Raw genomic sequence first — 25,898 nt, forward strand, 5'->3', positions numbered from 1 at the left:
CGCGTCATGGACGGACAACTCGCGATCCTCGGTACCGGCCGCATGGGGGAGGCGCTGCTCAGCGGCCTCCTGCGGGTGGGCTGGGTCAAGCCCCATCAGGTCCGGTGCAGCGTGCGCGGCGCCGAGCGCGCGCAGTACCTCGCCGACACCTACGGCGTCGACGCGCGCACCGAGAGCGCGAGCGCCGCCGCCGAGGCGGACGTGATCGTGCTCGCCGCGAAACCCCAGAACCTCGGGGCCCTGCTCGACGAGGTCGGGCCGAAGATGCACTCGGGGCAGACGGTCATCAGCGTCGCCGCCGGCGTGCGCACCCGCCGCATCGAGGCCGCCACCCCCGAGGACGTGTCCGTGGTGCGGGTCATGTCGAACGTCCCGGTCCAGATCGACGAGGCGATGAGCGTGCTCGCCCCCGGCAAGCACGCTGCCGACGCCGACGTCGAGGTCGCCCGCGAGATCCTCGGCGCGGTGGGTCGGGTCATCACGCTGCCCGAGGACCAGCTCGACGCAGTGACCGCGATCAGCGGGTCGGGTCCGGCGTATCTGTTCCTGCTCGCGGAGGCGCTCATCGACGCGGGGATCCTGTTCGGCATCAGCCGCGACGACGCGACCGACCTGGTCGCCCAGACGATGGTCGGCGCCGCGCACATGCTGCGCGACCAGGGCCGCCACCCCGTCGAGTTGCGCGAGTCGGTGACCTCCCCCGGTGGGGTGACGATCGCCGCGATCCGCGTGCTCGAGGAGGAGCGCGTGCGCGCGGCGTTCATCAACGCGGTCGAGGCCGCCAAGCGCCGCGGCGAGGAGCTCGCCTCGGGATGACCGGTGTTCGGCGGGGCGACCCTGCCTGGGTGGGGGACCCTGGCTGGCCCTTGACGGGCCCCGAGCTCGGCCGTGGAAATCAAGACGCAACACGAGAGCCGTTGCGGGTTGCCAGACCCCGGGTAGAGTCCACGGTAGACGGCGCACGCGCAGACGGGAGCGAGAATGACGGCCACACCGTTGACCGCCGCCAACCGCCTGACGCAGGAGTTCGAGGGCGCGTGGCGTGATGACACGCCCGTCTTCGCCTGCTGCCGCAAGGTGGTCCACACTGCGGTCGAGAGCACCGACGCGCTTGAGTTGGTACCTCAGGACGCGACGGCGCGGGTGCGGGCGTTGCGCGAGGCGGTCGAGCAGGAGATGCCCGGCCACCTCGACGCGCATCGCTGCTGCGCCGGTCACCTGGCCGACCTCGCCTTCGACCTCCCGGACCTCATCGCCTCCCCCGAGCCCGACGCCGACGACGCCTGAGGCGCGTCGGGCGCTCGCCTGACCGCGACCGCTCAGGGCTCTTCGCGCACCGTGGCGTACAGGTGCTCGAGCGTCTCGTCGGAGACCGCGGCGGTGCCGCCCACGGCCGTCAACGTCGACCACGTGTAAGCGCCGAGCGTGTCGGCGACGGCGGGGGCCGGGCTACCGCTCGCCGTGAGCAGCAGGACTCCGCGCTGGTGACCCGTGAGCACGCCGGCGCTGAGCGCGTCGGCGAAGCCGGCGCCCGTCGCGGTGATCAGGGGCCGCGGGTGGTCCGGGGGGACGCCCTCGGCGTCCTGTCGCGCGAGCGCTTCTGCCGCCACCGCCAGCGACGTGATGTATCGGTCGCCGCCCGCGAGCCGGCGGGTCTCCATCCCCTGGGCGGTGAGCTCGTCCTCCACCGCTTGTGGGACCGCGGCCTCGCCGCCCACGATCGTCACCGTCGACGGCTCGAGCTCGTCGAGCGCATCGCGGGTGCCCGCCGGCAGCCCGTCGCCCGCGGCCAGCAGGGTGGGCGGGGGTGTCTCCGTGGCGAGCAGCGCCCCGGCGCTCACCGCGTCCGCGAACCCGTGGCCGTCCACGAGCACGACCTCGTTGCCGGGCGCGCCCGCGTGGACGGCGAGGCGTCCGGCGGTATCGGCGCGGGTCTGCCCGGCCACGCGCTCGACCTCCAGGCCCAGGGCGGCGAGCTCGTCCTCGACCGCGGGCGCCACGGCGCGGGATCCCCCGAGCACGGTCACCGCGTCCGGGTCGAGGCGCACCAGCGCGTCGCGGACGTCGGTGGGCAGGCCGTGCGGCTCGGTGAGCAGCAGCGGCGCTCCCTCGGCCTGCGCGAGCGCGCCGGCGGCGAGCGCGTCGGGGAAGTCGCGGGCGGTGGCGAGCAGCACGGTGTCCGCGCGATCCCACTGCTCGGCGACCGCGAGGGCGGTCCCGATCCGGTCGTCGCCGGCGAGGCGGCGGGGCTCGGTGGAGGCACCGTCGCGGTCGTCGTCGGGATCGGTGACGTCGTCGTCGCGCACCTCGGTCTCGTCCTCGATGACCGTGATCGCGCCATCGGTGACCTCGTCGAGCCAGTCGAGGTGCGCGCTGGTGGCGGTGTAGACGCCGACGGCGTTGCCATCACAGCCGGGTTGTCCGAAGCTCGTGATCCCCGCCACCGCGCCGTTACGCGTGTCGATCAGCGGCCCGCCGCTGTCGCCCGCGCACGTGTCAGGGCTGTCGGGCCCACCCTCGCCGGCGCAGATCATCGTGTCCGCGATGTAGGCCGGTCCGAACGCCTCGTCGCACACCTCGTCGGCCACCACGGGCGCGGTGGCGACCTGCAGCCGATCGGGGTAGTCGTCCTGGCCCGGGCCGCTGCGGCCCCAGCCCGCGATCGTGGTGTCGGTGCCCTCGGGCGGCTGTGAGCCCGCGACGGTGTGGGGCTCGGCCTCCACCGGTTCGGGCAGCCGGAGCAGCGCGAGGTCGGCATGCTCGGTCGGGTCGGTGGCGGCCGGGTGGCGCTCGACCTGCTCGGCGGTCACGAACTCGCCGAGCTGCATCGCCTGGTCGGTGGTATCGAGACCCAGCCCGACGTAGGTCGTGCGGTCGTCTTCGGCGACGCAGTGCGCGGCGGTGACCACCCAGTCGGGTGCCACGAGCGCGCCGCTGCAGTCGCGGGCCTCCTCGATCGCGTTGCTGTCCTCGGCGTGTTCGACGTGCCACACGAACGCGGTGGTCTCCTGCTCGCCGTCCTCGGTGTCCTCGCCTTCGTAGACGCGCGATTCGATGGCCTCGGCACTCGGCAGGCCGAGCAGCACCGCGGCGGAGAGCAGGAGCGGTGCGCCCGCTGCGCGCCATCCCCAACGAGCTCCCACCGAATCAGGCCTCCCTCGTGGGACGCGTACGCCCCGCCTTGTTCGCTTCCCCCGTGCCGCCGACCGGCTCCCCCGGCGTTCGAGCGGTGGTTCGTCCGCCGGCGTGCTGGTCCGCCGCTCGATCCCCCTTGGCCGGCACCGCCCCGCCGGCAGGCGCCGAACCCCCCGGATCGGGTCCGTCAGCCGGCGCCGGTTCGCTCCAGGGCCTTCGTCAGCGGGCGCCGGATCTCCCCGGGGCGTTCGTCAGCCGCTGCCGGTGGGCTTACGTGTCGTCGGGCTCGCCGGTCTCGGGACGGAACGCGCCGGTGTCGGTGGTCCCGTCGGCCGGCTCAGCTGCCGCCTGCCGTTTGCGGCTCGCCCGCAGGGCCGCCGCCCCGCCCGCGAGTGCAGCGCCCCCCGCCGCGGTGAGCCACCCGATGTCGCGGCCGGTCTGCGCGATCTCCTCGGGTTGGTCCTCGGGCTCGGCCTCGACCCGGGTCTCGTCCTCCGGCTCGCGGTCGGGGTCGTCGTCCGGCTCGTCCTCGTCTTCGTCGGTGTCGTCCTCGTCCTCGACCTCGGTCTCGTCCTCGTCCTCCGGAGTGCCGTCGTCTTCCTCGTCGTCCTCCGACTCGTCGGTGTCGTCCTCGACCTCGGTCTCATCGTCCGGGCCGGTCTCATCGTCCGGGCCGGGCTCATTGTCCGGGTCGGGCTCATTGTCCGGGTCGGGCTCATCGTCCGGGTCGGGATCTGGGTCGGGATCGGGATCTGGGTCTGGATCGGGGTCGGGATCGTCACTCGGTGGAGGGGTGGCGCCGTACGCAGGGCTTGCGGTCAGCGTCTTGATGCCCGGGGCGGCCCACACCAGACCCACGGCCGCGCCGAGGTGCATGGCCTTACGGCGAGAGACGACGGCGTTCGCAACACCGCGGCGCTCGACGGACTCGGAGCCATCGGGAGCGTCGTTCGCTCCGCGCCCTGCTTCTGTGTCCCGCAGATCGTCCACCGCGCTTGTCCTTGCGTCTGGTCGTGCTCGGTTCCCGCCGCAGTCACGTTCAGTGCCCGAGAATCCCTCGAACCGCACAACCCGCCCTCATCACTGTGATCGTAGTTTGCCGCTCTGATCACGGTCCGTCAATGCGCGAATGCGTCGAGGTGTGGAGTGTGCGGATATCCAGGGCACACGGGTCGAGATGCATACACGGAGAGTAATCACACGATCGCTCGGTGCAGACCTTCTCCGACTCGACCGTCCTTCTGACAGTTCGTGGCAGTTGCCGTGCTCGGTGTCAATCCGGGCGACGGCTGTTGTCGCGGTCCCAGCCAGTGGGGGAGCCAACGCGTCGACGCCACGTCGCGATCGCCCGTGGCCACAACGCGGCGACGAGGAACACGGGCAGGTCGACCACGAGGATCGGATTGGCGCGAACGACCTCGAGCCACTGCTGACGTCGCCCGGCCGCGCGCTGTCGGGTGCGCGGATCGTGCCGGTCGAGCTCGGCGTTGCCGAGCACGGTGCGCGTCTTGCGGCGCAGGATCCCGGCGAAGGTGCGCGGTGCCTGCACGGTGCTGCGAGCGGCGGTTACGACGTGTCGGCGTTCCGGGGGGACAGCGTCGCGCACGAAGTGATCGTCGCCGGTGACGTCGGGGAACGCGTCGAACTGTGCGCGGCCACGGTCCGACAGGGCGTAGAGCCCGCTGCCCACGGTGTCGTCGCGGACCGAGGGCAGGCGCGACCAGATGCGGTAGTAGGAACGCACGGCCCAGGAACTCGTGGAGAGGTCGTGCGCGGCCACCGGGGCGGCGAGCCAGACGTCCTCGCCGGCGAGGGCGTCGACGATCGCGGCGACGCTGCCCGGCGCCAACTGCACGTCGGCGTCCATGTAGAGGCGCGGGTACTGGGTTGCGGCCGCGTCCCCGGCGTTGAGCGCGGCGATCTTCGAGGAGGTGGCGAGCTCGAGGACCCGTGCGGTGGGGGCGCGCGCTCGGACGATCGCGGCGGTGTCGTCGGTGCAGCCGTTGCAGGCGACGATCACCTCGTCACCGGGCGCGAGCTGGGGCAGCAACGCGTCGAGGCAACCGCCGATGCTCGCGGCCTCGTTGTGGGCGGGCACGACGACGCTGGTCATGCGCGCGCTACGCCTCGCCCCGGCCGCTGGGATCGGGCGCGCCGACCAGCTCCGCGAGGCCGTTGTCGCACAGCTGTTGTGCGTAGCCGATCAGATCGCGGGCGACGACCTCGGGGTCCTCGTCGAACTCGCCGGCGAGCGCGGTGGCGAGGTCGCGCAGCGTCGTCCGCCCGTCGAAGCAGTGCCACAGCCCCGCGGCGAGCGGTTCGAGCTTGTGGGTCGTGCCGTGGTCGGTGGAGTGGATGACCAGCTCGCCGTCGAGCTCGACGTGGGCGAGGTCGTCGCGGCGCCGGATCACCGTGTCGAGATCGATCCCGGGCGCGCCCGTCATCGCTACTCACCCTTCCGGTCCGTCGCGTCCCCGGCCCACAGCGATTCGACCGCCTCGCAGCCCGCGTCGAGGTCGCTCAAGGTCACACGATAGCCCGCGCTGGTGGCGGCGAGGCGCCCGAGCACCGCGAGGTCACGCTCTGGGGCGAACTCGAACGCGCACCGGGTGAGCTCGAGCAACGTGTCCGCGCGCGAGATCGGCTCGACGGAGGTCGCCGCACCGGGCTCGTAGCTCGGGAACACCACCAGCCGTGGCTGTCCGCCCGCCGAGACCGCGTCGGCGCGGATCGTCTCGGGCGCGACCTGCCACTGCTTGGGCAAGCGCTCGGCCAGACCGGGGGGGTGCCCCGGGTTGAGGTCGGCGAGGACCTCCCACGAGCCGGGGTCGATCGCCAGCGGCTTCGGGTACGGGTGCACGGCCAGGGTGTCCGGGTCGAGGGCGATCGCCTCGTCGGTGACGTAGCGCCAGCCACGACGCACGAGCCCGGCGACGAGCGTGGACTTGCCGGCCTCGATGCGTCCGGGGAGCACGAGCACGTGGCCGTCCCGCTCCGCTCCCGAGGCGTGCAGGCGGACGAGGTGGGAACTGTCCTCGACCGCCCGCCGGTTCACGTGCCACAGCAGCATCGCCACCGCTCCAGCCATGGAGCGCTGCCGCTCGATCACCTCGCCGTCGCGGTGCAGCGCCGCCCGCCCGTCGGCGGTGGGCCGCAGCTCGTAGCGCACCGCCGGTTGTCCCGACGTCGCGATCGGATCCGGGATCGCGAGTGCCCCGAACGCGCGGTCGAGGTGGGCGATGAGCTCGTGGTCGGGGCTCGCGACCGAGAAGTCGTGAGCGAGCGCGCGCAGACGGCGCGTCTCGTGCCATCCGCCGGGGGCGCGGCCTTTGGCGGGCGCGCGCGAGCCGATCATGCCCGCCCGCTACGCCGCCGCTTGCTGACCACGCGGACAGCGTAGGCCGCGAAGGCCGCGCCACGTTCGCGCAACCACATGCGAAGGTCCGAGGCCCAAAGCGCGAACGTGGCGCCGAAGGTCGCCCCGCCGACGTGCGCGCCCATGTCGAGGAACGAGGGGTGCCGCGGCTCGATCGACGTCTTGCCGAGTTGCAGCAGGACCGTGAACGCGAGGGCTAGCAGTGCGACTCGGCGCAGCCGGACTCCGGGAGAGACCAAGCCCACGAGCAGCCATCCCACGGGGACGAACCCAACGAAATGCAGCACACTGCGCAGCTGGGCCGACTCGGGGGGCACCTCCAGCATCTCGACCACCCGCGCCGGTACGTACCACACGCGTTCGGGTATGGTCAGCACGCCGTCGGCCAACAGGTCGGTCGTGACGCCGTCCACCTGCACGTGTGCGACCTCGATCCGGCCGTGCCAGACGCGGGGTGCGCGGCGTTCGTCGCCGAGCGCCAGTCCGTGCGAGAGGTCCCATGTCTCGAACCCATCGGCGGGGCGCGAGCGTTCCACCGGTTCGTGGCCGTCGACGGAGACGCGGGCGTGCTCGTCGGTGAGCGCGACCTCGATGGCCAGCGGCTCGCCGCGTTCGAAGGCGTCCTCGACGACGAGCGCGGGACGGCCGAGTCGGTTGGAGTCGGCCTCACGGATGCGCACGATCAGGTCGTCCTGCCACTGCCCGATCATGAGGTTGGCATCGCGATGACTCCCCGACCAGGCGAGCAGGCGGGCGGGGCCCCGCTGGTCCCCATCGGCGGGCTCGACCTCCATGTTGATCGTGACCTCACCCGGGGGAGCGGCGCCCTCAGCAGCCGGGCTCGCGGCATGCGCGATCGCGCGGCGGCCGGAGATCTCGAGGGCACCCTCGGACGTGACGGTTACCGCGTTGTCGACCCGGGCGGGTGGATCGAACTCGAACGGTGCCCACGCCACAAATGCGTGGAAGGCGACGAGCAGCCCGAGCAACGTCACCCGCCACGCGCGCCCCCGGCCGCGTCGCGCAGGCGCCCCCGGCTGATCTGGCCTGCCGGGTTGGCGTGATTCGCCGTCAGAGGCGCTGGGCGGCTCGGCGGTCGTGGCGCCGCTGGGCTCGTCGGCTCTCACGGGTCGCTCGCCTCGCTCGGGCCTGGGACGCCGGCGTCGCTCGAACCACGGACGCTGGCGAGGCCGATCTCGACGCCCATGACGTGGTCACGCGCCCGAGGGGCGCTGTCGAGCGTGATCGACCCGTAGAATCTCATGAAACTTCCCGCCTGTTTCCCCCCGGTTCCCACCACTTCGCTGTGCGCAGCGGCTGCTCGACCGCATGCACGCCGCGTCGGGATCGCCGTGCGCCAGACGATAACCCGCGCCGCCGGCCCCCACCTCGCCCAACGGCGCGAGGTCGCGCTCCGCCCCAGTCCAACGTTGCCCGGCCTCGGTGTATCTTCGTGGGGTTCGATATGGGGCTGCTTGCCCGTGCCGGGACTCACGGGCTCGACGGTCACTGGCGTGCTCTCGCGAGCCCGGCGAAGTCTTCGCGTACTCGCTTGGCTAACGTTCCTGGTTCAACGGCGTGGGTGACGCGCCTCATCGGCACGGCTCCGGCCACGTGCGTGAGCGTCGCGAGACGCTCGGGGCGCACTCCCGCGCCATCGACGTAGCTCCCGACGAACGAGTGCCGCAGCAGTTCGCGCATGACGTCCGCTCCCGCCAGGGGAGTGACCTCGATACCTCCCTCGTCGATGCGCGGATCGCGTTCGAGCACGTAGAGCGCTCGGAGCGGCCGAGACCGGGGGAGGTGGGTACCGAACCCGTCGCCCCCGACCGGCACTCGCCGTTTGGAGTAGAGGGGATGCGCGAGCCTGAAGTCGTCGGGGTCGCCAAACTCGCGGGCGACGTCGTCGGGCCACAATCGCAACTGTGGGTAGCCGGGTCCCGCGACCACGTGGCCACCATCGGCGCGTAGCGGCGTGATGTCGTCACTCAGCAAGGCGTGACCCGCGCGGAGCAACTCCACGGCGAGCGAGGTTTTCCCCCCTCCGTTCGTGCTGGCGATGGCGACGGCTCCCTCGCCGGCCGTGATGGACGCGGCGTGGAGCGCAATCTCGCCCTGCAGCTCCAACCAGAAGGCCATCACCGGCCCGAGGAGTCGCAGTTCGGCCAGCCACGGCACGTCGATGTCACGCAGGTGGCAGACGACGCGGTCGGGCCAGAGGTAGAAGTCGGCCACCTTGCTGAACCGCAGCAGGTAGGCCTCCCCGGCCCGATGCACGTAGGCGAAGTGCACGCCGTCGATCACGGGTGGTTGCGCATGCAGGACGGGCCCGAGATTGGGTACGTCGGGGGTCCCGGTGGTCAGGTGGTAGGTGAGATCGGGGGCCTCGGTGCTCGGAACCAGCGGCGTGGTGAACGGCACCTCCGTGGCCACGGTGCGCCCGAACAGGTGGAACGTCCTCATCGGAATGCCTCGGCGGGGACCCCAACGAGGTACCCATCGTCGGCCAGCCGCGCGGCGAAGCCGGCGAGGTCGCCGGCGACGATGGTCGGCGATGCGTCGAACTGCTCTGCGACACGCGCGGTGGCTCGCCTGAGGTCGCCGGTGGTGAGCAGGGCCTCCCACATCGCGCGTGCGGAACCGTCCAGCGCGATCGAGCGCCCCGACGCCGCGTCAGCAATGATGAGGTGCTCGTGGACCTCGCTGAACACGACGCCGGGTGCGGCGGCCACAGGCCCGGGTCCGATCGGCTGGACCTGCACGGCGACGCGCGGCGGTCCGAGGCGGCGGTTCGAGAAGCACAGGCCCGCGGGCAGCAGTCGCCATCCGGGTTCGATCCTCTCGGTCACCGGATTCCAGATCGGCGTGTCAGGTTCCTTCCAGGCGAAGCTGACCGGCTGAGTGTCGCCCATCCAGTAGCGTTCGGCGTTCGTCCGCTCGGTCCACAGGATGCGGCGAGCCTCGGTGTCGGTGGGCCGCGCGGTGAGGTCGCGCGCCGCGAGGCAGGCCTCGACACGGGGTTCGGCGCGCTCGATCGCAGCGCGGAGATCGGGATGCGAGCACAGGTGCGCGAAAGCTATCCGTGGGGCCTTGACCGCAGCGAGGAACTTCCCGAACCGGTACCCAGTCAGTGCGCTGTCGTCGACCACCACCGTGAGGGACTGCGCGTCGGGGGCGTGCGGCTCGGGGATCGAGGAGCCCACCGCGGTATGTGGCAAGTCGAACGCTTGCGCGAGCATGCCGAGTACGATGTGCCCCCTCGGGGTACCGCGACGAATCTGGCGGTCTCCAGCGCCGGGCCGAACCGTCGGCGCAGCGCATCAGCCAATCGCTCGACGTCACGTTCCGCGTCCGCGTAGGTCAAGTGGAGCAGGCGAGTGAGCCGGTCGTCGAGTGCGTTGGCGAGCGTGGCGAAGCGTGCGGCGCAGGCGTCGTCGATGTCGCCGAGCAGCCCGATGGCGGGGTTGGTGCCTCCCCGCAGGACGATGGTCGCTGTCTGGTGCGCGTCCCACGATGGATGGGAAGCGATGCTCCGCACCGCCCCGAGCAGGAATCTGTCGCGGGCGAGGCCTGCCGTGACAGATTGTGATCCATCGGCCGGTGAGGCCCCGGCGACGAGTTGGTGAACCAGCGCCGCCGGGCGGGGCGAGGGTAGTCGGGTGATCAGCCCTGGCCGGGTGGGCACTGCCCCGTGCTGCCGTGGAAGTCGTTGTCGCCCGCCGAGCACATGAAGTCGTCCGAGCTGCTCGTGTTGCCCATGCCGGCTGTTACGTCGACGACCGTTCCCCATTCGGTGATTGTCGGAGCAGCGTACGCCTGGTTGCTCATGTCCCGCCTCTCGAGTGGCCCGACTGCCGGAATCGTGATTGACGCAGTGTAGTCTGCGCTCGCCATCTGAACAAGCGTACTGTGGCCCGAGTCTGCTAGGACTGAGGCAATAGTGAGGTGGCCGTGGGATTGCCGTCCGCGAGGAGAGGTTGCTACAGCGAGTCAGGTCCGTCGTGTCATGAGAGCCCATGACCAACTCGTGCGGATGACGCCTCAGGAGATCGCCACCGGCTGGCCCACGGGACGTGAACCCGTGTCGGTGCCGGATCCCCGCCTCGCTCACCGTCCTCCCCGCGAGGTGCTCGAGGCGCTCATTCTGCCGGCGCTCACCGAGCAGCCGTGCCTGGTGGGATTCTCGGGCGGTCGGGACTCCTCCGCGGTGCTCGCGGTTGCGACGGATCTCGCCCGAAGTCGCGGCCTACCCGACCCCGTCCCCATGACCCGCCGCTATCCCGGTGACGCGCTGGCCGACGAGGACGCCTGGCAGGAGCTCGTCATCCGGCATCTCGGTCTCACCGAGTGGGAGCGGATCGACGTCATCGACGAGCTCGATCTACTCGGCGAGCGTGCGATCGCTGCGCTGCGTCGCTACGGGCAGCTGTGGCCACCGATGCACTACGTCAACCTCTGGATGCTCGATCACGCGCGCGGTGGGGCCTACCTGACCGGGCAGGGCGGTGATGAAGTCCTCGGGAGCCATCGGCTCGCGCCGATCCGAGCCGTCGCCGGACAGGGCCTGCGGGTGAACCGCCGGACACTGCGCCGTGCGGCGGGCGCCGCCGCACCGAACCGAGTGCGGGGCTGGTGGGCCCGCCGTAGGCCGGATCCCTCGGTGGCGCCGCCGTGGCTCCGCGCCGAACTCGCGACCGCGCACCATGCTGCGGTGCTCGCCGACCACGCCAAGGAGCCGCTGCGCGCCGACCGGTCGATCCGCTGGCAGCTGGGCTTCCGCGCCGTGGGGATGGCGTTCCGCAACCTCGACCTTCTCGCCGCCGAGCGGGACGTGCGGGTCCGGCACCCGCTACTCGATCCCTCGTTTGCTGCGGCGATGGGCCGTACGTGGGGCTGGCGCGGCCCGCGCGACCGGACAGAGGCCCTGCGGTGGCTGGTCGGCGATCTCCTGCCGGAGGCCGTGTGCGCGCGCCTCAGCAAGGCGGCGTTCAACACCGCATTGTTCGGTCCGGCCAGCCGAGCGTTCGTCGAGCAGTGGGACGGCAGCGGCGTCGACACCACCCTCGTCGACCCGGAGGAGCTGAGGCAGACATGGACGAGCGATTTCCCGCACGGGGGAAGCTTCGCGCTGCTGCAGCAAGCTTGGTTGCACCAGGACGGGCGGTGACCTGACGGCGGAATCGGAAGGTTACGGTGTGGACATCGGCGGATGCTCGGTGCCCAACCTTGCGGATGAGGCCGGTGCGGACGGCTCGGTCGGGGGATGGCGATGAAGCGTGCGGGTCCGCTATGGGCGCATCGTGAGCCGCACGCGGCCTTCCTGGCCGCCGAGCGGATCGCCGTCATCCAGATGCCGCGCAACGAGGTCGGTCGCGAGCGAATTCGCCGGAAAGTCCACGGCGCTCGTGCTGCCGCCCGCGATCCGGTGTGGGCCGACTTGGTGGTAGTCAATCATCGCGCCCCCGGCGGGGCCACTTGGGCGCCGTGGGTCGCTCCCGTGCCCGGTGACGCCGTGGCTGCGGGGGCGGCACGCCTCCTGGACCGCCTGTGGGAAAGCGCGTCCAGTGCCCCGCGGGTGTCGGCGCACGAGGTGGTGGACCTCTCGAGGGTCCGGGGCCCCACGGTGCGCCTGCCGCTTGCCGAGGCTAGCTGGCAGCAGTACGAGCGCGCCCTGCGGCGCGTCGCGGTGCCGCGCACCTCGGCCCACGGCGATCTGCGTCAGGAAAACCTCGCGCAGCGGCGGGACGGGTCGTTCGCCATCATCGACTGGGAGTCGTACGAGCCCGTATCCTCACTTGCGTTCGATCTCCTGCACTTCCACCTGGAGTCGCAGCGGCGGTTGGGTGCACCGCACTGGGGCGTGCTCGTCGAGCATGGGTTGCGGCTGCCCCCAGTAACCCTCTTGGCGCAGAGACTCGGTGTCTGCCCGCCCGACCTCTTGGCGGCGTACTCCGTGAATCGGGCGGCACGGACGATGCGGCTGTTCTCGGGCCCGGAGGCTGCGGTTCCGGAGGCGCGGCGTCAGCGCACGACGGAGATCCTCGAGTCGCTCACCGCCGTGCTGGCCGTGTGAGCCCACCGGGCGCACGCGAACGGGATGGCTACGCAGGGGCAACCGCAACCAACATGGCTAAGGGACGCCCATCACCTTGCGGGTGTTACCCCGGCAGGGTCGGTGGCGTCGGGCGGCGGTGCTTGTGGGTCCAGCGGTGCGATGCGGTGCACGTGATCGGCGACCTGGGTGAGCGCCGGCTGGTGGCTGATGGCCAGGATGGTAACCGAACCCCGCAGACCCCGGACGGTGCGCAGAACCGCCTGCTCGGTTTCGGGGTCGAGCGCCGTGGTCGCCTCGTCCAGCACGAGTAGCTGCGGCCGACGGACCAGCGCGCGGGCAATCGACACGCGTTGGCGCTGGCCCCCGGATAGTCGCGTGCCGTGCTCGCCGATCACGGTGTCGAGCTGCTCGGGCAAGGTGGCGACGAAGTCCCCGGCGCCCGCGGCCTCCAGCGCCTCCCAGACGTCCTCGTCCGTGAGCTCGTCGTCGTACATCGCGACGTTCGCGCGGACGCTGTCGTGGAAGAGCACGACCTCCTGGGGTACGTACCCGATGCGTTCGCGCCAGGCATGCAGATCGGCCTGCTCGAGCGGCAGGTCGTCCACGTAGACCTCGCCGGCGTCGGGTCGGTACAGGCCGGTGACGAGGTCGACGATCGTCGTCTTACCGGCGCCCGAAGGACCGAGCAGAGCCGTGAGCTCACCCGCGGGGATTCGCAGGTTGTAGGCCCCCAAGACCCGGGTCTGGCCATAGGCGAAGTCCACCTCGCGAAGCTCGACGGCCTCGCGCAGTTCGGGCGCGCGGCCGTGACGCTTCGGCGCCTCCGCCTCCGCCTCGGCGGCGTCGATCGACTCCTCGATGGACCAGAGCGCGCTCTCGATCGACGCCAGCGATTGCCAGTGCTTCTGAAGGCCGCCGATCTTGCGCACGGTGCGCTGGAAGATCAGGGCGAGGAAGAGCAGCTCGGTGAACGGCAGGCCGAGGACCGACAGGAAGACGTAGGCGATGATCGCGAGAAAGAACGCGATCAACGGCTCTTGCGCCACGCCCATGGCGGACGTCGCGACGACCTGGCGGCGTTGCGCGTGGTTGAGTTCCTCGGTCTCTCGCTGGAGCGCTGGTTGCAGGCTGTCCTCGCGACCCATGGCCTTCAGCGGCTTGATGGCATAGAGACCGTCGGTCAGCCGCGCGATGAGGCTGCGCAGCAGTGCGGTTTGCTCCCGGCCGGCCTGTCGAGCGATCGAGACGAGCCGTCGCAGGCTGACCACCATCAAGGACCCGAGAAGGATCGACAACAGGGCGATCTGCCAGGAGACCGCGAAAGCGATGCCCACATAGATCACGAGCGTGAAGCCGCCCGCCAGGAGGTCGGTAGTCCGAGGGAACAGCGAGGAAGCCCGCATGGCTTCGCTCGCGACCGCGTTCGACAGCCGCCCGGTGGGTTGCTGGACGTAGAAGCCCCAGCGGGCGCGCATCATCGCGTTGATGAGCCGCATCCGCAGGTCCCGGGCCGCGAGGGCTGACGCGGCCCCGGCGTGCCACTGGGAAGCCAGGCGCAGGCCCGCCTTCGCCGTCAGCGCGAGGACCATGAACGCCAGTAGCAGCCCGAGCGTCGGAGACAGCCCGACGACGTCCAGCGCGCCCTCCACGAAGGCGGCGAGTTCGGGGGACGGCTGGGTCTCCGCCTCCGCGGCCAGCCCCAGCAGCGGGAGCAGTACGACCAGGCCGATCCCCTCGGCCAGACCGGACGCCAGGGCGAGCGCGACGAGGATCACGGAGCGACGGGGATACTGCTTCAATATCCCGACGATGGCGCTGACCGTGGTTCGGTCGGTGCGCGTGTCCAGGTCGCTCATTGGTCGGAGATCCTTATGCCGGCCGGGATGTCGTGCGCCTGCTGCGATCCCCGATGAGGTGATGGCGTCTGGGTTACGCCGGCGGTGGATGGCGTGCCGAAGGCGTGGAACTCCTCTGACAGGCGGAGGGGTCGACCGTCGACCTCGACCCAGGCGTGCGCGGCGAGCTCGTCTCCGACTCGGCGGATGCCGAGGCGTGTCGTGGCGTTCCAGCGGTGGAGGAGTCGGCAGGCGACGAAGGACTCCCGGAGACATGGCCCTCGACCGAAGGGCCACAGCCGGGCGACACGAACGACGGCTTGGTGGCGGCGCTCTGCCCGAGGTGGGAGTGGGGGTGGGTCGCGGTCGGTCGCCACGGCCCCGGACGCCCCCTGTAGGTCGAGGGGCACGCCGAGCAGCCGGGCGGCGCGGCGCAATGGCAGCACGCGGACGACGACTTCTGCCAGGGAGAACTCGGCCAGTGCTCGGAGCGTCAGCAAGTTCTCGCGCAGCGAGCGTCGCGCGGTCCGCCGCAGCATGCGAAGGACGCGTCGGCGAGCACGCCGGCTCACCCGGGGAAGCAGCCGCGCCGAGCGGCCCCCGTGGTTTGAGCCCATCCCTCGCCTCCCGTCGTTCCTGCGGTCCATCCTTCTTGGCGTCATCCGAATCTCGCCGATGCGCTCACGACGAGGCTTACGCGGCCATCAGATCCAACAGTCGTTCCCCGAGGTCGTCCCGGAAGGGTGGGCCCCACGGGACGGTGGCGACCAACACGCGAACCGAACGGGCGATCACGCCTGCGCCGTCGAACTGCCGTTGGACTACGTGGGGTTCGAGCAGGCCGTTCACACGGGGGAAGTTGATGAGACGGAACATCGCTCCCGCCGTGGGCATCAACTCGGCCGTGAGTTCCTCCGCGTTCCGGCTCGGGCGCGGGATGACGAGGGTGTCGAGCGGCACCGAGTCCTGCGAGGTCAACGGGGGCACGACCGCGTCCCGCCCGTCCGGCATGGTGATGCGGTCGGCGTTCGGCAGGCGGTCGAGCAGGGAAACCGAGCCCTTGCGCAGCCGGATGGCCACGTTGCCCGCGAGGCACCGAGGACCGTCATCGTTCTCGACGACGAGCACGTCCTCGGCGATGTGCCGCGCACCCGCGGCGCAACTGGCGATGGCGAGCGTCGACTTGCCCATGCCGGAGTGGCCGACAAACGCGAGCGCCCGCCCGCCCGCCTCAACGGCACTGGCATGCAGGACCAACGCACCGCGTACTGACGCGATGAAAGCCAAGGTCGTACCCGCGAGCAGGACGTCGACGAGCCCGTCGTCGGCATTGTGGTCCCGTTGGTACTCCACCCGACTGAGATCGGGGGAGACGTGAACATCGCAGTGGTTGAAGAAGCGCAGCAGGTAGCCGTCCTCGCGGCGGGCTCCCGCGTAGAATCGCCGATGCCCTTCACCAGGGTCGACGACGGGCTCCCCCTCGGGGAACCGGTCACCTACGGCGGTTCGGGGCCCGGCGAGGAAGTCGACCTCGGCAGGGTCCTCTGTGGTTCGGGCGGGTAGCCCCGGCAAGGGGTGGTCGCTGCTGATGTTCAGACCACACGAGCGGTACGCATAGCTCGTTCGAGCCGCTCGCGACCACTGTTCGTCGCCGACCTGGTGCACAGGGGCTGATCGACTCGATTCCCGCGCTCGCTCAGTCAAGGTCTCCCCCGTACCCTTGCTCCGATGCAGACCGGAGACGATGTGTTGTATCGGATGACGCCACTCGAGATCGCTCGGGGCTTCGTGCTCGACGACGACCCGGCTCGGCGTGTCCGTCCCGCCTCCTCGCCCCCGCCCGACCCCAGAACTGTACTCGAAGAGTGTCTTCTCAGGGCGCTCGAGTATCAACCCTGCGTAGTGGCGTTCTCCGGCGGGCGCGATTCGTCCGTGCTGCTCGCGCTCGCGGTTCGGGTCGCACGTCGGGAGGGGGTGCCGCTGCCCGTTCCGGTCACCCGGCGGTTCCCACGGTTCGAGGACACGCGAGAGGACGAGTGGCAGGAACTAGTGATTCAGCATTTGGGGGTTGAAGAGTGGGTCCGAGTCGATCTCGACGACGACGCCCTCGACCTGATCGGCCCGGTGGCCGGCCCTCGCGTCCGCGAACATGGCGTGCTGTGGCCGCCGCTTCTGCACCAGGACGAACCCGCCGTCGCGCACGCGCTCGGGGGGGCCGTGATCGACGGCGAGGGCGGCGACCAGGTCTTCGGCCTCGACATTCACCGAATCGCCCCGCTCGTTCTCGCCCACCGGTTCCCGCGCTATCGTGCGATGCGCCGACTCCCGGGTGTAGCGGCTGCCCTGGTCCCCGACCCAGGACAGCGCGCCGTGAGCTACCACCGTCTCCGTACGCTCGAGGCGGAGATGCCGTGGCTCCGGGAGGCAGCAATGGCCGACCTGCGACGCGACCTGGCGCGAGAGCACGGTGCGCTGCCGCTGCGGTGGGACCAGAGCATCCGTGGACTGTTGCATCACCGCGCTCGCCGACTGGGCCTGGGCAACCGCACGGAGCTGGCACGGCGTCGAAGGGTCGAGTACATCCATCCATTCCTGGAACCTCGGTTCCTCGAATCGCTGGCCCGCGCGGGCGGGCCGACGAGCCTGGGGCCCCGTTCGGAGGCAATGACCTCGTTGTTCTCCGATCTGCTGCCGCGCGCGGTGCTCCGGCGCCGCACGAAGGCTTCCTTCAACCCCGTCGTGCACGGTCGCTTCAGCCGCGAGTTCGCGGAGCAATGGGATGGCTCGGGGGTGGATGAACGACTCGTTGATCTGGACCGCCTGCACGAGGAGTGGCGGAGCCCCGCGCCGAACGGTCGGACGCACGCCCTCCTACAAGCGGCATGGCGGCACAGCCAGTTAGGCTCGGCATGAGGTGGGAAGGTCGTCCTGTTGCATCCACGACCCCGCTCTGCTGCTTCGACAACGTGATCCTTGACAGGATCTGACCGGCAGCCTAGGTTACGTCCTGTAGCGAGCTCGTCCGGCAAGGATGCTCGTGACGAACGAGTAGGCGGGACGTGTACATGTGCGCGTTCCACGAGCATCGAGGTAGCTGTGAAGGCATACGAGACTCCCAGCATTACCGAACTGGGCTCGGTCGCGGCGATGACCCGCGGCGAGGGTGTCAAGGGCGACGACGACACACTCGCGTGGTTCATCAAGTACGGGACTGACCCCACGTCGTAGCTCGACCGAGGTAGGCGAAGGGCCCGCGCCGACTGGCGCGGGCCCTTCGCTTGCGCGGGTTTCGCGTGGTCGGCGCATTGGCCATTGGCCTAACCGATAGCCCAGCCTATGGGTCAGGCGTCCTCGATCAGATCACGTGTCCGCAGGTCCCCGAGGAACGCCTCCACATCGGCGCGGGCCTGGGCCTCATCGACATCGTAGTTCCCGGTCAATTCGGCAACGAGCTCATCGACGGTGGCGGGCTGTTGCAGCCGCTCCCACAGCACGCGCCCGGTGCCGTTGACGCGGAAGTACACGGACCCGTCGAGATCCAGCACCACAACGTCGTCGTCGACGACCTGCCAGCTAAGGCCGCTGTCGCGGAGCTTCATCGCCATCCTCGTAACCCTTCCCCGGGGCGCGGGCCTGCTCTTGTCAGCGAGGTTCATGCTACCGGTCGGCGGTGCTTATGGCCTTCTGGGGCTCCGATTCCATGGAGTGTTGAGCGACGCGCCGGAGGAAGGCTTCCTGGGCCGCTGCACCCCCGGACTCGTAGCGATCCGACCCCGGATGATCCACGGGTAGACGGGCGGTCGGGGCTTCGTCCTCAGCCTCGCTCCGCCCGCGCCAGTGGGCCACGGCCTTCCGTGCCAGTTCCGCCCCGCTCGCGGTACCGCTGCCACGAGTAGCGCGTGACAGAAGCCGCCCCCACGACGGGCCCCCGTCCTCGGCTTCGGCGGGGGCCGCCGCGAAGGCCGCGGAGGAGAGGCGGAGCCACATCCGTGGACCCACACCGCGGGTCCGCAGGGTGCGTGCTGCCGGAGGGCAGCCGATGCTCCGGTCGACGCGCTGCAATGCGGTGGCGAGAACGAGGCCGGCACGCCAGCGCCGAGCGGTCTCCCCGATCTCCGTCGCGCTCGCCAAGGGGTTCTCCAGGAGGCGCTCGAGGTCCTTCAGCCAGACGAGGCGATGCCCCCCCGACATCACCGCGTGCATGGCCACGTACACGATGGTGTCGGCCGCGCCGAGTGTGGGCACTTCGATACCGCCCACCGGGACGGTGCGCATCCGGGAGAATAGGTCAGCCATTGGGACGCGGAACTGCTTGCGCACGGCGTTGTCGTTGATGAGATGCCAGTGCACGTCTCCGGTGAGACCGCTGGGAAGCCGGACGTGCACCTCGCCCTTGAGCGAATCCCGGATCAGGGTCCAGTTCCGGTCGCGGACCTCAGCACCGTGCGCTTCGAGCGTGTCGAGCGCGTCGCCCAATCCGGCCCCGGGGACGACGAGGTCGAGATCCCCGTATGCTCGTAGGTCGACGCGTCCGTGAACGGGCTCCCCCAGAACTGGGCCTTTGATCGCCAACCATGGGATGCTCGCCTGCTCGAACGCGGTCATCACCGTTCGCAGATCGGAGAGCGCGCGAAGATGCGTGACAACGGTCCGGTCCATGGTGAGCTTGAGGCGCTCGCGTTCCAAGTGGGGGAGTTCGTCGCGATCACCGACCGCGCGGTACACGTACCCACCAACTCCGTGGAAGAAGGCGGCTTCCGCCAGGCCCTCAAGTTCGGCGGGGCTAGCGAACGTCAGCACGTCGTCGATGCTGGGGCCGACGCCCGGGCGCGCGACGCTCGCACGCAACAGGCGAGCGATGGTCCTGTTGAGCGCCATCTAGGCCAGTCCTTCGAGCAGTGTTTGGCGCAGGATGCCACACCCAGCCATGTTGCCAAGCGAAGGTTTGTGACCTCGAGAGTGCTGAGTGCCCCGCCCCCCATGTGGCCGCGTAGCCTGTCGACAAGGCAAGGACTCGGTCAACCTCCGGTTGGGACGTGCCATGGGGAGCAGTTCAGTGCCAGTGAACGAGCTGGCCGTGGTCGTGGTGACCTACAACGCTGCCAGCGTGGTGGGTGAGTTGTTGGACAGCTTGCCTGCGGCCGCCGATGGTCTTGAGCGTGTCCAACTGATCGTGGTCGACAACGATTCCTCGGACGACACCGTCGCGATTGTTCGGACTGCACGACGCGACGCCACGATCGTTGAGACCGGACGCAACGGCGGGTACGCGGCGGGCTTCAACGCGGGCGTCGCGGCGGCAGCCCCCGCTCACGCCTATGCGCTGCTCAATCCCGATCTCGTCTTGCGGCCCCGGGCGTTGACACGCCTGGTGGAAGCCCTGGGTCGCCCGGAGGTCGGCATCGTGGTCCCTCGACTCGAAAATCCGCAGGGCCGGCTGCTGCCGTCGCTGCGTCGTGCGCCGACGGTGCGGCGAGCTGTCGGGGAGGCGCTGCTCGGGGGCTGGCGTGCCGGACGCCAGGCTGCATTCGGGGAGTTAGTCGTTGACCCGGGGGTCTACCGCGAGAGAACCGAGGCTGATTGGGCCAGCGGGGCCGCGATGGTGATCGACCGGGACTGCCTGCGAACGGTCGGCCCGTGGGACGAGTCCTTCTTTCTCTATTCGGAGGAGACGGAGTTCTGCCTGCGTGCCCGCGACCGGGGCTACCAAGTGATGTTGGAGCCCGACGCGGAGGCCGTACACATCGGTGGCGACGCGCCACAGTCGCCGCGACTGTGGGCCTTGCTGCGAACGAACGGTGTGCGGCTGTTCGCGCGACGTCACGGGTGGCTGCAGGCGCAAGCCTTTCGCGCAGTCGTCATGGTCGGCGAGCTGTTGCGGGCAGCCGTGAGGCGCCGAGAGGTGCACGCGGTCGCCTGGCGCGCGTTGGCGAGCATGCGACTCAGGAGGCGGGGCGCTGACGCGGGTTTTCGCCGGAGCCGATCCCGCTCCCGATCCCCCCATGTGCTGATCGTGGTTGAGAACCTCCCCGTCCCGCTCGACCGGCGCGTGTGGCTCGAGGCCCAGGCCCTGGTGGAGGAGGGCTATCGCGTCTCCGTGATCTGTCCGAAGGGCCCCGGCGATCCCGCCTTCGAGCAACTCCACGGGGTGCACCTCTACAAGTACCGACCCTTCCCGCAGACCCGAGGTGCCCTCAGCTTCATCCTCGAATTCGCCTACTGCTGGCTAGCCACCGCACGGCTGACCGCGAAGGTGGCCAAGCGTCAACGCATCGACGTCTTCCAGGCCTGCAACCCCCCGGACACCTTCTTTGCGCTCGCGGCGCTGCTTAAGCCGTTCGGCACCCGCTTCGTCTACGACCAGCACGACCTCTGCCCCGAGGTCTACATGACGAAGTTCGGCGACGAGGGCGGGCTCCTGTTGCGAGGGCTCTTCCTGCTGGAGCGCCTCACCTATGCGACCGCCGACCACGTCATCGCGACGAACGAGTCCTATCGCCGAGTGGCGCTCGAGCGGGGTCGCCTCTCGCCCGATCAGGTCACCGTGGTGCGCAACGGCCCGGACCTGTCGCGGCTCTACCGCGTGGCGCCGCAGCCTGAGCTCAAGGAGGGCCGGGCGCACCTGGCGGTGTACCTGGGGATCATGGGGCCGCAGGACGGGGTCGACATGGTGATCCGCGCCGCCGCCGCGATGCGCGACGAGTTCGACCGCCACGACGTGCAGTTCGCCCTGCTTGGCTTCGGGGACTCGCTCGAGGACCTGCAGCGCCTCGCCGAAGACCTCGGCGTGACCGACCGGGTGACGTTCACTGGGCGCGCGGACGACGAGATGATCCGTGCCTACCTCTCGACCGCCGACGTCGGCCTCTCGCCCGACCCGCCGACACCGTTCAACGACGCCTCGACGATGAACAAGACGATGGAGTACATGGCGTTCGGGCTGCCGGTGGTCGCGTTCGATCTCACCGAGACGCGCGTGAGCGCAGGTGACGCTGCGATCTACGTCTCGGATGGGGATCCGATGTCGTTCGGCAGGGCGGTGCTCACGCTCCTCGACGACCCTGAGGAAGGCGTGCGCCGTGGAGCGATGGGTGAGGGTCGTGTCAGTGAGCAGTTGGCGTGGTCTCACCAACGCGATAACTACTTGGCGGCGCTCTCGTGGCTCGCTGCAGGGCAGCGGGAAGTCCGTCAGTGATGCCGGGACGACTGACTGAGCCGTCAGGTGCTTCCGGAGGCGTCTCGGGCTTGCGTTAGACGGGTTGAGGCCGACAATGGCTGCAGGACTATCGGAAGGTGCCGGGGAACAGGGAGCTTCGGGAGGGATGGCCTACCGAGCGGTAGGCCTGCACAATTGGCCTCAGGCGGGGTGCCTACTCTCAGTCAATGAGCGGCGCAGCGCGCTACAGTTGGCATCGGGGCGCACCACCACGACCCTCGGGGGTCTCTCACACCGAAAGAAGGCGGGGCTCAATGGATGTCCTGACGCTGGCTCGAATCCTTCTGCGGCGCTGGTACGTGGTGCTTCCGCTCTTGGCTCTGGCTGGCGCGGGGGCATTTCTGCTGTACCAGCGCGGCTCACCCGTGTACAGCACGAGCGCGTCGCTTCTGTTCGCTGACCCCTCGATGCAGTCGGCGGAAGAGCGAGGGGGCCAAGATGCCACCGCCGCTGGAGTCGCCTCGCCCAGGGTCATCGCTGCGGTCATGCAGGATTCGGAAGTGCAGCAGCAGATCCTCGATGGTGGCGGATCCCCTGACTACGACGTCGCACTCGGGGAGGACGGCGTTATCTCTGTACGCGCCCAAGCCGAGGATGACTCCGTCGCCGTCCGGACGGTCGAGCTCGTGCTCGACGAGGTGGGAGCCCAGATGCACCAGCGGCAGGAGGAGGCGGGGGTGCCCGAGGACGACCGGCTCGCGGTCGAGGTTCTCTCCAGCCCGGGCACTGCCCGACCATCTGAGGAGGACGAGGGCGAGGTCCTGGAGTACGAGGCCTCGGGCACCCTGCAGGTCCTCGGCGACTTCGGTGAGGGAAATCCCTACGCCGAGCCCGGTTTCACGTTCGGCGTCCTCCGGGAGGTCGCGACCAGCGACCGACGCATGCTCGAGTTGAGAGAGCAGGTCGAGGGATTGACCTTCAACATCGATGGAGAAGAGGCGCCGATCATGCGCCTCTCGGTGAGCGCTGAGGATCCGAGAGAGGTCGGCGAGGCCTACGAATTGGTCAGCGCGGAGTTGTCCGAGGAACTCGAGCGTAGGCAGGAGGACATCGGGGTGCCCGCCGGCAATCGCATGCGCCTGCAGGAGTTGACCGAGCCGGGCATGGTCCAGGAGGAGACGGACGGTCTCGTGCGTCCGCTCGTGACGGTCGCGGGACTCGGCGTCGTCGTTGCGGTGGCGATGGCGTTGCTCGTAGACAATGTCGCAACGGCACTGAGCCGTCGCCGTTCGCACGAGAGTTGGACCACGGCGCGCACGCCGGCTACTCGTGAGCCGGAGCCAACGGGTGCTGATCGCCCCTCGGACGCCGGCGACCGACCGGGTCACGTGCCTGATAGCGACACGGACAGCCTCGAACCGGCCAGCTCTCGATCCACGGTTCCGTCGAACTCTCACCGAAACTAGGACGGGATGTCGTGATCGAGGCGGGATTCGCAGCGATCGGGGGCCTTGCCCTCCTGTACTTCTTCTTTCGACACTCCGAACGCGACGCGGTGACGCTGCTCACCATCTGGCTCGCGCTGCTCTGGTTGATGTCCGCTCGATGGGTGTTCGCGCCCCTCGGCGCGGTCGGGATGCCCGCCATCGTCTTCGGCGTCGGCCTGATGCTCATCTGGGTCTGGGCACGGCTCGTCCCACGTCCGAGCCTCCTGGCCGACGGTTTCCAACCCGTTCGCCTGGGATTCGGTGCCTACGCCAGTCTCGTGCTCGCGAGCTACGCCGTCGCACAGTTGCGTCCCCTGACGGAGCTCGAGACGACCAGTTCCGCGCGAGCGCTGATCACCCTCGCCTCGATGGGAGGCGTGGCACTGCTCGCCGCGGACGGCATCCGGGACCGGATTCGGCTCGAGAAGCTCCTTAAGCGGCTCGTGGCGGTAGCCACGATCGTCGGGCTCGTCGGATGGCTCCAGTTCTTCGTGGGAGTGGATCTCTCTCCGAATATGCGCCTGCCGGGGCTCAGTCAGCACGCGCCGATGATGGGGCTTCGGGACCGTTCACTGTTCGAACAGGCGTACGGCACCACGCTGCACCCGATCGAATTCAGCGTGGTCATGGCGGTCGTACTGCCCCTCGCCCTCCACTTTGCGTTGTTCGAGGTACAGCGCTGGAAGCGGGCGGGCTGGTGGGTGGCCGTCACGGTACTCGCCGTCGGCTGCCTGCTGTCAGTGGCGAGATCCGGCGTTGTGGCGATTGGGATCGCCATGCCGGTCTTGGCGCTCGGGTGGGGTTGGCGCTGGCGGTTCAACGGGGCAGTGTACGGCTTGGGCTTCGTTGCGGTGATGTGGGCGCTCGTGCCGGGCCTCATCGGAACGATTCGAGGCCTCTTCCAAGGTATGGACCACGATCCCAGCATCCAGGGACGTCGCGAACGTGTTCCCATGGTGATCGAGCAGTTGCAGGAGAACGGATTCCTGGGCCTGGGCCCGGGAACCTTCACACCGGAGGAGTACTTCCTGCTCGATAACGCCTACTACGGGGTGCTCTTGGAGCTCGGGTGGCCCGGGGTGTTCGTGGTGATCGCGATGCTCGGCTCCGGGATCGGGGCCGCCCTTGTCGCAAAGCGATACCAGGACCCTGAGACCCGGCACCTCTCGCAAGCGCTGATCGCAGGGATCGCGGTGATGCCGGTCGTGATGTCGACGTTCGATGCGCTGAGCTTCCAGACGAACGCGGGAACAACGTACTTGCTCCTTGGCGCCGCCGGGGCGCTCTGGCGCATCACGCTCCCCGATCGTGCATCCGCGGCACCGCCGGCTCAGGAACGGTCGGACAAGTCGGGGCACGCCCCTAGCCTGCCCGAGGGAGGCGACACGCAGCGCGAGTGAGCTCTTGGCCCTACTCGGTTACTCGGTGTCGACCTGGACACGGCGGTACAGACGTCGTCGCGCAACCCTCTTGAAGGTCCCCAATAGGGACCGTGCTTTCTCCCGGACCGTCAGGCGCTTGAGCCATACGCGCCTGAGGGAGAACCCTCGAAACCGGGGGGTCGCGGCGCCTGCCCAGCCGGAAGCCACGACACGACCCCACGTCGCCCCACGGGCGTGCAGCAGGTTCGGCTGCGAGGCGGGAAGGATCCCTGGGTCCGCCGGCTCTGCGGTGAGGGCTCCGGCCGCAACCGCAGAGTTCAGGATTCGACGGCCGCGTTGGGTGCGAGCCACAACCAGGGATCGCCCTGGTTCTCCCGGCGGGATCTCTCGGTACCAAGGGTCGCCCACAGCGATGTCCGCGAACTCGCCTGTGTGATCGGGGCAGATGTAGCAGCGCCATTGCCGGTGTCGCTGCAGGATCTTTCCCCACGACTCGTCGTAGGTGAGCCGGCGATACTCTGATCCACCGTCGGAGGTCCTGACGGATGCTTCTGCCATTCCCGGCCAACCATTCCCGCGGTACCGCAAGGAAGTCACCTGGCTGGGGTCGTCGATGCCCATCTGCTCGAGCATCTCGAGGGTTCCGCGCGTCGACGGCGTCCCCGCGCAGAAGATCGCGATCGTGAGCCCGAGGTTCTCGTCGAGACGCTCATTGCGCGCACGAGCCTTACTCGTGGCCGCCACATCACAGGGTTTTCCGATGAAGACGCAGGGATGCGGCGACTCCTCCACGAGGTCGAGACGATCGCAGGGGCTGGCCGGGGCGTACCTCGACCCGGTCGCTGCGAGCATCTCATCCCGCGACCGGCTGAGGGTCGTCTCGTTCAAGTAGGGAACGTCGTCGCGGGCTTTGATGTGCAGGATTCCATGCATGCCCTGCTCTTCGAGACAGTGCAGAGCGAGTGCGGTGGCGGCTCCCCCGCTGGAGCCGGCATACCGTATGGCAGGGTCACCGGCGTAACCCTCCCAGACCTCCAGAACTGGACCCCAACCCTCGGCCAGCTCTGGCATGGCGTCCGAGAAGGCATCGGATGAGTGAGCCAGCGATACACCAGGGCAGACGGCAAGAGCGTCATCAGTGCGGACATCGTCTGCGTCAGGGCGCGTTGCGAGCACCGGCCGTACGCCATAATCCGGTGCGTCCGCCATCTTGATGACATCGGGCTGCGCGTAGGCGCAGGCCCCGCAGCCGAGGCAGAGTTGGCGATCCACTACCTCTTGAATGCTGTTGAGCGCGCGGCGGCCCACCGATGTCCTTTGATCCTGGGACCGCCAGGTTAGTCGGGGAGTCGACCGCCTGCTGGCTCGGTAGGCTAGCTGGTGGACGCAAGGCTCGGTCGGAGAAGGGAGCCGACCTTCGCGTCCCGGTCATCTTGGTTCGCAATCCCCGGTGAGGAGTCGCTGGTGGTCCA

26 protein-coding genes are annotated in these 25,898 nt (G+C 69.6%); 9 read left to right on the forward strand and 17 right to left on the reverse strand.

Annotated features, from left to right (window positions below):
• The first annotated feature begins 6 nt into the window (after positions 1 to 6).
• Together proC and ER308_RS12245 are read left to right on the forward strand one after the other, a co-directional pair.
• Positions 7 to 816 carry a pyrroline-5-carboxylate reductase gene (proC, locus tag ER308_RS12240; RefSeq protein ID WP_131155255.1) on the forward strand — a complete coding sequence of 270 codons (810 nt, stop codon included), beginning with the start codon at positions 7 to 9 and terminating at the stop codon, positions 814 to 816.
• 165 nt (positions 817 to 981) lie between these two features.
• Positions 982 to 1,287, forward strand: coding sequence for a hypothetical protein (locus ER308_RS12245; RefSeq protein ID WP_131155256.1), 306 nt, complete (start codon positions 982 to 984; stop codon positions 1,285 to 1,287).
• 32 nt (positions 1,288 to 1,319) lie between these two features.
• Here the strand turns inward: ER308_RS12245 and ER308_RS12250 are convergent, their stop codons facing one another.
• The 10 genes from ER308_RS12250 to ER308_RS12290 form a co-directional block, all read right to left on the reverse strand.
• Positions 1,320 to 3,143: a cell wall-binding repeat-containing protein gene (locus ER308_RS12250; protein WP_131155257.1), complete on the reverse strand. Its 1,824-nt coding sequence runs from the start codon at positions 3,141 to 3,143 to the stop codon at positions 1,320 to 1,322.
• Between the two features lie 262 nt (positions 3,144 to 3,405).
• Positions 3,406 to 4,011, reverse strand: coding sequence for a hypothetical protein (locus tag ER308_RS21620; RefSeq protein ID WP_165492041.1), 606 nt, complete (start codon positions 4,009 to 4,011; stop codon positions 3,406 to 3,408).
• Positions 4,012 to 4,408: 397 nt separating this feature from the next.
• Complete coding sequence (locus ER308_RS12260; RefSeq protein ID WP_131155259.1) at positions 4,409 to 5,248, reverse strand: glycosyltransferase family 2 protein; 840 nt, start codon at positions 5,246 to 5,248, stop codon at positions 4,409 to 4,411.
• Between the two features lie 7 nt (positions 5,249 to 5,255).
• On the reverse strand, positions 5,256 to 5,579 hold the full coding sequence (locus ER308_RS12265) for a PqqD family protein (RefSeq protein WP_131155260.1): 324 nt from the start codon (positions 5,577 to 5,579) through the stop codon (positions 5,256 to 5,258).
• Positions 5,580 to 5,581: 2 nt separating this feature from the next.
• Positions 5,582 to 6,490, reverse strand: coding sequence for a hypothetical protein (locus tag ER308_RS12270; RefSeq protein WP_131155261.1), 909 nt, complete (start codon positions 6,488 to 6,490; stop codon positions 5,582 to 5,584).
• On the reverse strand, positions 6,487 to 7,506 hold the full coding sequence (locus ER308_RS12275; protein ID WP_131155262.1) for a VanZ family protein: 1,020 nt from the start codon (positions 7,504 to 7,506) through the stop codon (positions 6,487 to 6,489). Before ER308_RS12275 ends, ER308_RS12270 begins: the two co-directional genes overlap by 4 nt.
• 128 nt (positions 7,507 to 7,634) lie before the next feature.
• Positions 7,635 to 7,775, reverse strand: coding sequence for a hypothetical protein (locus ER308_RS21625; RefSeq protein WP_165492042.1), 141 nt, complete (start codon positions 7,773 to 7,775; stop codon positions 7,635 to 7,637).
• Positions 7,776 to 8,017: 242 nt separating this feature from the next.
• Positions 8,018 to 8,974, reverse strand: coding sequence for a phosphoenolpyruvate carboxykinase (ATP) (locus tag ER308_RS12280; protein WP_131155263.1), 957 nt, complete (start codon positions 8,972 to 8,974; stop codon positions 8,018 to 8,020).
• Positions 8,971 to 9,750 (reverse strand): PqqD family protein, encoded by a 780-nt coding sequence (locus ER308_RS12285; RefSeq protein WP_131155264.1) that lies wholly within the window; start codon positions 9,748 to 9,750, stop codon positions 8,971 to 8,973. The genes ER308_RS12280 and ER308_RS12285 overlap by 4 nt, the downstream gene beginning before the upstream one ends.
• 424 nt (positions 9,751 to 10,174) lie before the next feature.
• Entirely contained in the window at positions 10,175 to 10,339 is a 165-nt protein-coding gene (locus ER308_RS12290; protein ID WP_165492043.1) for a lasso RiPP family leader peptide-containing protein, read from the reverse strand.
• A gap of 178 nt (positions 10,340 to 10,517) precedes the next feature.
• Between ER308_RS12290 and ER308_RS12295 the strand changes: the two genes are divergently transcribed.
• Positions 10,518 to 11,678, forward strand: coding sequence for an asparagine synthase-related protein (locus ER308_RS12295; protein WP_131155266.1), 1,161 nt, complete (start codon positions 10,518 to 10,520; stop codon positions 11,676 to 11,678).
• A gap of 120 nt (positions 11,679 to 11,798) precedes the next feature.
• On the opposite strand, the gene ER308_RS21630 is transcribed toward ER308_RS12295, so the two are convergent.
• Complete coding sequence (locus tag ER308_RS21630) at positions 11,799 to 11,966, reverse strand: hypothetical protein (protein ID WP_165492044.1); 168 nt, start codon at positions 11,964 to 11,966, stop codon at positions 11,799 to 11,801.
• 42 nt (positions 11,967 to 12,008) lie between these two features.
• Here ER308_RS21630 and ER308_RS12300 point away from each other — a divergent pair, with 42 nt between their 5' ends.
• Positions 12,009 to 12,584 (forward strand): phosphotransferase, encoded by a 576-nt coding sequence (locus ER308_RS12300; RefSeq protein WP_131155267.1) that lies wholly within the window; start codon positions 12,009 to 12,011, stop codon positions 12,582 to 12,584.
• 71 nt (positions 12,585 to 12,655) lie between these two features.
• Here the strand turns inward: ER308_RS12300 and ER308_RS12305 are convergent, their stop codons facing one another.
• The 3 genes from ER308_RS12305 to ER308_RS12315 form a co-directional block, all read right to left on the reverse strand.
• Complete coding sequence (locus tag ER308_RS12305) at positions 12,656 to 14,422, reverse strand: ABC transporter ATP-binding protein (RefSeq protein ID WP_131155268.1); 1,767 nt, start codon at positions 14,420 to 14,422, stop codon at positions 12,656 to 12,658.
• On the reverse strand, positions 14,419 to 14,940 hold the full coding sequence (locus tag ER308_RS12310; RefSeq protein ID WP_165492045.1) for a lasso peptide biosynthesis B2 protein: 522 nt from the start codon (positions 14,938 to 14,940) through the stop codon (positions 14,419 to 14,421). Before ER308_RS12310 ends, ER308_RS12305 begins: the two co-directional genes overlap by 4 nt.
• Before the next feature lie 154 nt (positions 14,941 to 15,094).
• Positions 15,095 to 15,973 carry a hypothetical protein gene (locus tag ER308_RS12315; protein ID WP_131155270.1) on the reverse strand — a complete coding sequence of 293 codons (879 nt, stop codon included), beginning with the start codon at positions 15,971 to 15,973 and terminating at the stop codon, positions 15,095 to 15,097.
• Positions 15,974 to 16,129: 156 nt separating this feature from the next.
• Between ER308_RS12315 and ER308_RS12320 the strand changes: the two genes are divergently transcribed.
• Positions 16,130 to 17,314: an asparagine synthase-related protein gene (locus ER308_RS12320; protein ID WP_131155271.1), complete on the forward strand. Its 1,185-nt coding sequence runs from the start codon at positions 16,130 to 16,132 to the stop codon at positions 17,312 to 17,314.
• 183 nt (positions 17,315 to 17,497) lie between these two features.
• The gene (locus ER308_RS21635; protein ID WP_165492046.1) at positions 17,498 to 17,629 is read left to right on the forward strand and encodes a lasso RiPP family leader peptide-containing protein; all 132 of its coding nucleotides are present in this window, start codon (positions 17,498 to 17,500) and stop codon (positions 17,627 to 17,629) included.
• Positions 17,630 to 17,742: 113 nt separating this feature from the next.
• Here the strand turns inward: ER308_RS21635 and ER308_RS12330 are convergent, their stop codons facing one another.
• The gene (locus tag ER308_RS12330; protein ID WP_165492047.1) at positions 17,743 to 18,006 is read right to left on the reverse strand and encodes a PqqD family protein; all 264 of its coding nucleotides are present in this window, start codon (positions 18,004 to 18,006) and stop codon (positions 17,743 to 17,745) included.
• 52 nt (positions 18,007 to 18,058) lie between these two features.
• A complete protein-coding gene (locus ER308_RS12335; RefSeq protein ID WP_131155274.1) occupies positions 18,059 to 19,279 on the reverse strand; it encodes a nucleotidyltransferase family protein in 1,221 nt (406 codons plus the stop codon).
• A gap of 178 nt (positions 19,280 to 19,457) precedes the next feature.
• Here ER308_RS12335 and ER308_RS22060 point away from each other — a divergent pair, with 178 nt between their 5' ends.
• From ER308_RS22060 to ER308_RS12350, 3 genes are all read left to right on the forward strand, one after another.
• Complete coding sequence (locus ER308_RS22060; protein WP_205745588.1) at positions 19,458 to 21,596, forward strand: glycosyltransferase; 2,139 nt, start codon at positions 19,458 to 19,460, stop codon at positions 21,594 to 21,596.
• A gap of 188 nt (positions 21,597 to 21,784) precedes the next feature.
• On the forward strand, positions 21,785 to 23,023 hold the full coding sequence (locus ER308_RS12345) for a GumC domain-containing protein (protein WP_131155276.1): 1,239 nt from the start codon (positions 21,785 to 21,787) through the stop codon (positions 23,021 to 23,023).
• An 11-nt stretch (positions 23,024 to 23,034) separates the two neighbouring features.
• On the forward strand, positions 23,035 to 24,444 hold the full coding sequence (locus ER308_RS12350) for an O-antigen ligase family protein (RefSeq protein ID WP_131155277.1): 1,410 nt from the start codon (positions 23,035 to 23,037) through the stop codon (positions 24,442 to 24,444).
• Between the two features lie 18 nt (positions 24,445 to 24,462).
• On the opposite strand, the gene ER308_RS12355 is transcribed toward ER308_RS12350, so the two are convergent.
• Positions 24,463 to 25,734, reverse strand: coding sequence for a Coenzyme F420 hydrogenase/dehydrogenase, beta subunit C-terminal domain (locus ER308_RS12355; protein WP_131155278.1), 1,272 nt, complete (start codon positions 25,732 to 25,734; stop codon positions 24,463 to 24,465).
• Positions 25,735 to 25,898: the final 164 nt, after the last annotated feature.

Source organism: Egibacter rhizosphaerae, from assembly GCF_004322855.1.
Lineage (GTDB): Bacteria > Actinomycetota > Nitriliruptoria > Euzebyales > Egibacteraceae > Egibacter > Egibacter rhizosphaerae.

Excerpts from the sequence above, each read along its gene's own strand:
- proC (WP_131155255.1), top strand. The coding sequence starts at position 7 with ATGGACGGACAACTCGCGATCCTCGGTACCGGCCGCATGGGGGAGGCG.
- ER308_RS12245 (WP_131155256.1), top strand. The coding sequence starts at position 982 with ATGACGGCCACACCGTTGACCGCCGCCAACCGCCTGACGCAGGAGTTC.
- ER308_RS21620 (WP_165492041.1), bottom strand. The coding sequence starts at position 4,011 with ATGCACCTCGGCGCGGCCGTGGGTCTGGTGTGGGCCGCCCCGGGCATC.
- ER308_RS12260 (WP_131155259.1), bottom strand. The coding sequence starts at position 5,248 with ATGACCAGCGTCGTCGTGCCCGCCCACAACGAGGCCGCGAGCATCGGC.
- ER308_RS12265 (WP_131155260.1), bottom strand. The coding sequence starts at position 5,579 with ATGACGGGCGCGCCCGGGATCGATCTCGACACGGTGATCCGGCGCCGC.
- ER308_RS12270 (WP_131155261.1), bottom strand. The coding sequence starts at position 6,490 with ATGATCGGCTCGCGCGCGCCCGCCAAAGGCCGCGCCCCCGGCGGATGG.
- ER308_RS21625 (WP_165492042.1), bottom strand. The coding sequence starts at position 7,775 with ATGAGATTCTACGGGTCGATCACGCTCGACAGCGCCCCTCGGGCGCGT.
- ER308_RS12280 (WP_131155263.1), bottom strand. The coding sequence starts at position 8,974 with ATGAGGACGTTCCACCTGTTCGGGCGCACCGTGGCCACGGAGGTGCCG.
- ER308_RS12285 (WP_131155264.1), bottom strand. The coding sequence starts at position 9,750 with ATGCTCGCGCAAGCGTTCGACTTGCCACATACCGCGGTGGGCTCCTCG.
- ER308_RS12290 (WP_165492043.1), bottom strand. The coding sequence starts at position 10,339 with ATGAGCAACCAGGCGTACGCTGCTCCGACAATCACCGAATGGGGAACG.
- ER308_RS12295 (WP_131155266.1), top strand. The coding sequence starts at position 10,518 with ATGAGAGCCCATGACCAACTCGTGCGGATGACGCCTCAGGAGATCGCC.
- ER308_RS21630 (WP_165492044.1), bottom strand. The coding sequence starts at position 11,966 with ATGATTGACTACCACCAAGTCGGCCCACACCGGATCGCGGGCGGCAGC.
- ER308_RS12305 (WP_131155268.1), bottom strand. The coding sequence starts at position 14,422 with ATGAGCGACCTGGACACGCGCACCGACCGAACCACGGTCAGCGCCATC.
- ER308_RS12310 (WP_165492045.1), bottom strand. The coding sequence starts at position 14,940 with ATGCTGCGGCGGACCGCGCGACGCTCGCTGCGCGAGAACTTGCTGACG.
- ER308_RS12320 (WP_131155271.1), top strand. The coding sequence starts at position 16,130 with ATGCAGACCGGAGACGATGTGTTGTATCGGATGACGCCACTCGAGATC.
- ER308_RS12330 (WP_165492047.1), bottom strand. The coding sequence starts at position 18,006 with ATGGCGATGAAGCTCCGCGACAGCGGCCTTAGCTGGCAGGTCGTCGAC.
- ER308_RS12335 (WP_131155274.1), bottom strand. The coding sequence starts at position 19,279 with ATGGCGCTCAACAGGACCATCGCTCGCCTGTTGCGTGCGAGCGTCGCG.
- ER308_RS12345 (WP_131155276.1), top strand. The coding sequence starts at position 21,785 with ATGAGCGGCGCAGCGCGCTACAGTTGGCATCGGGGCGCACCACCACGA.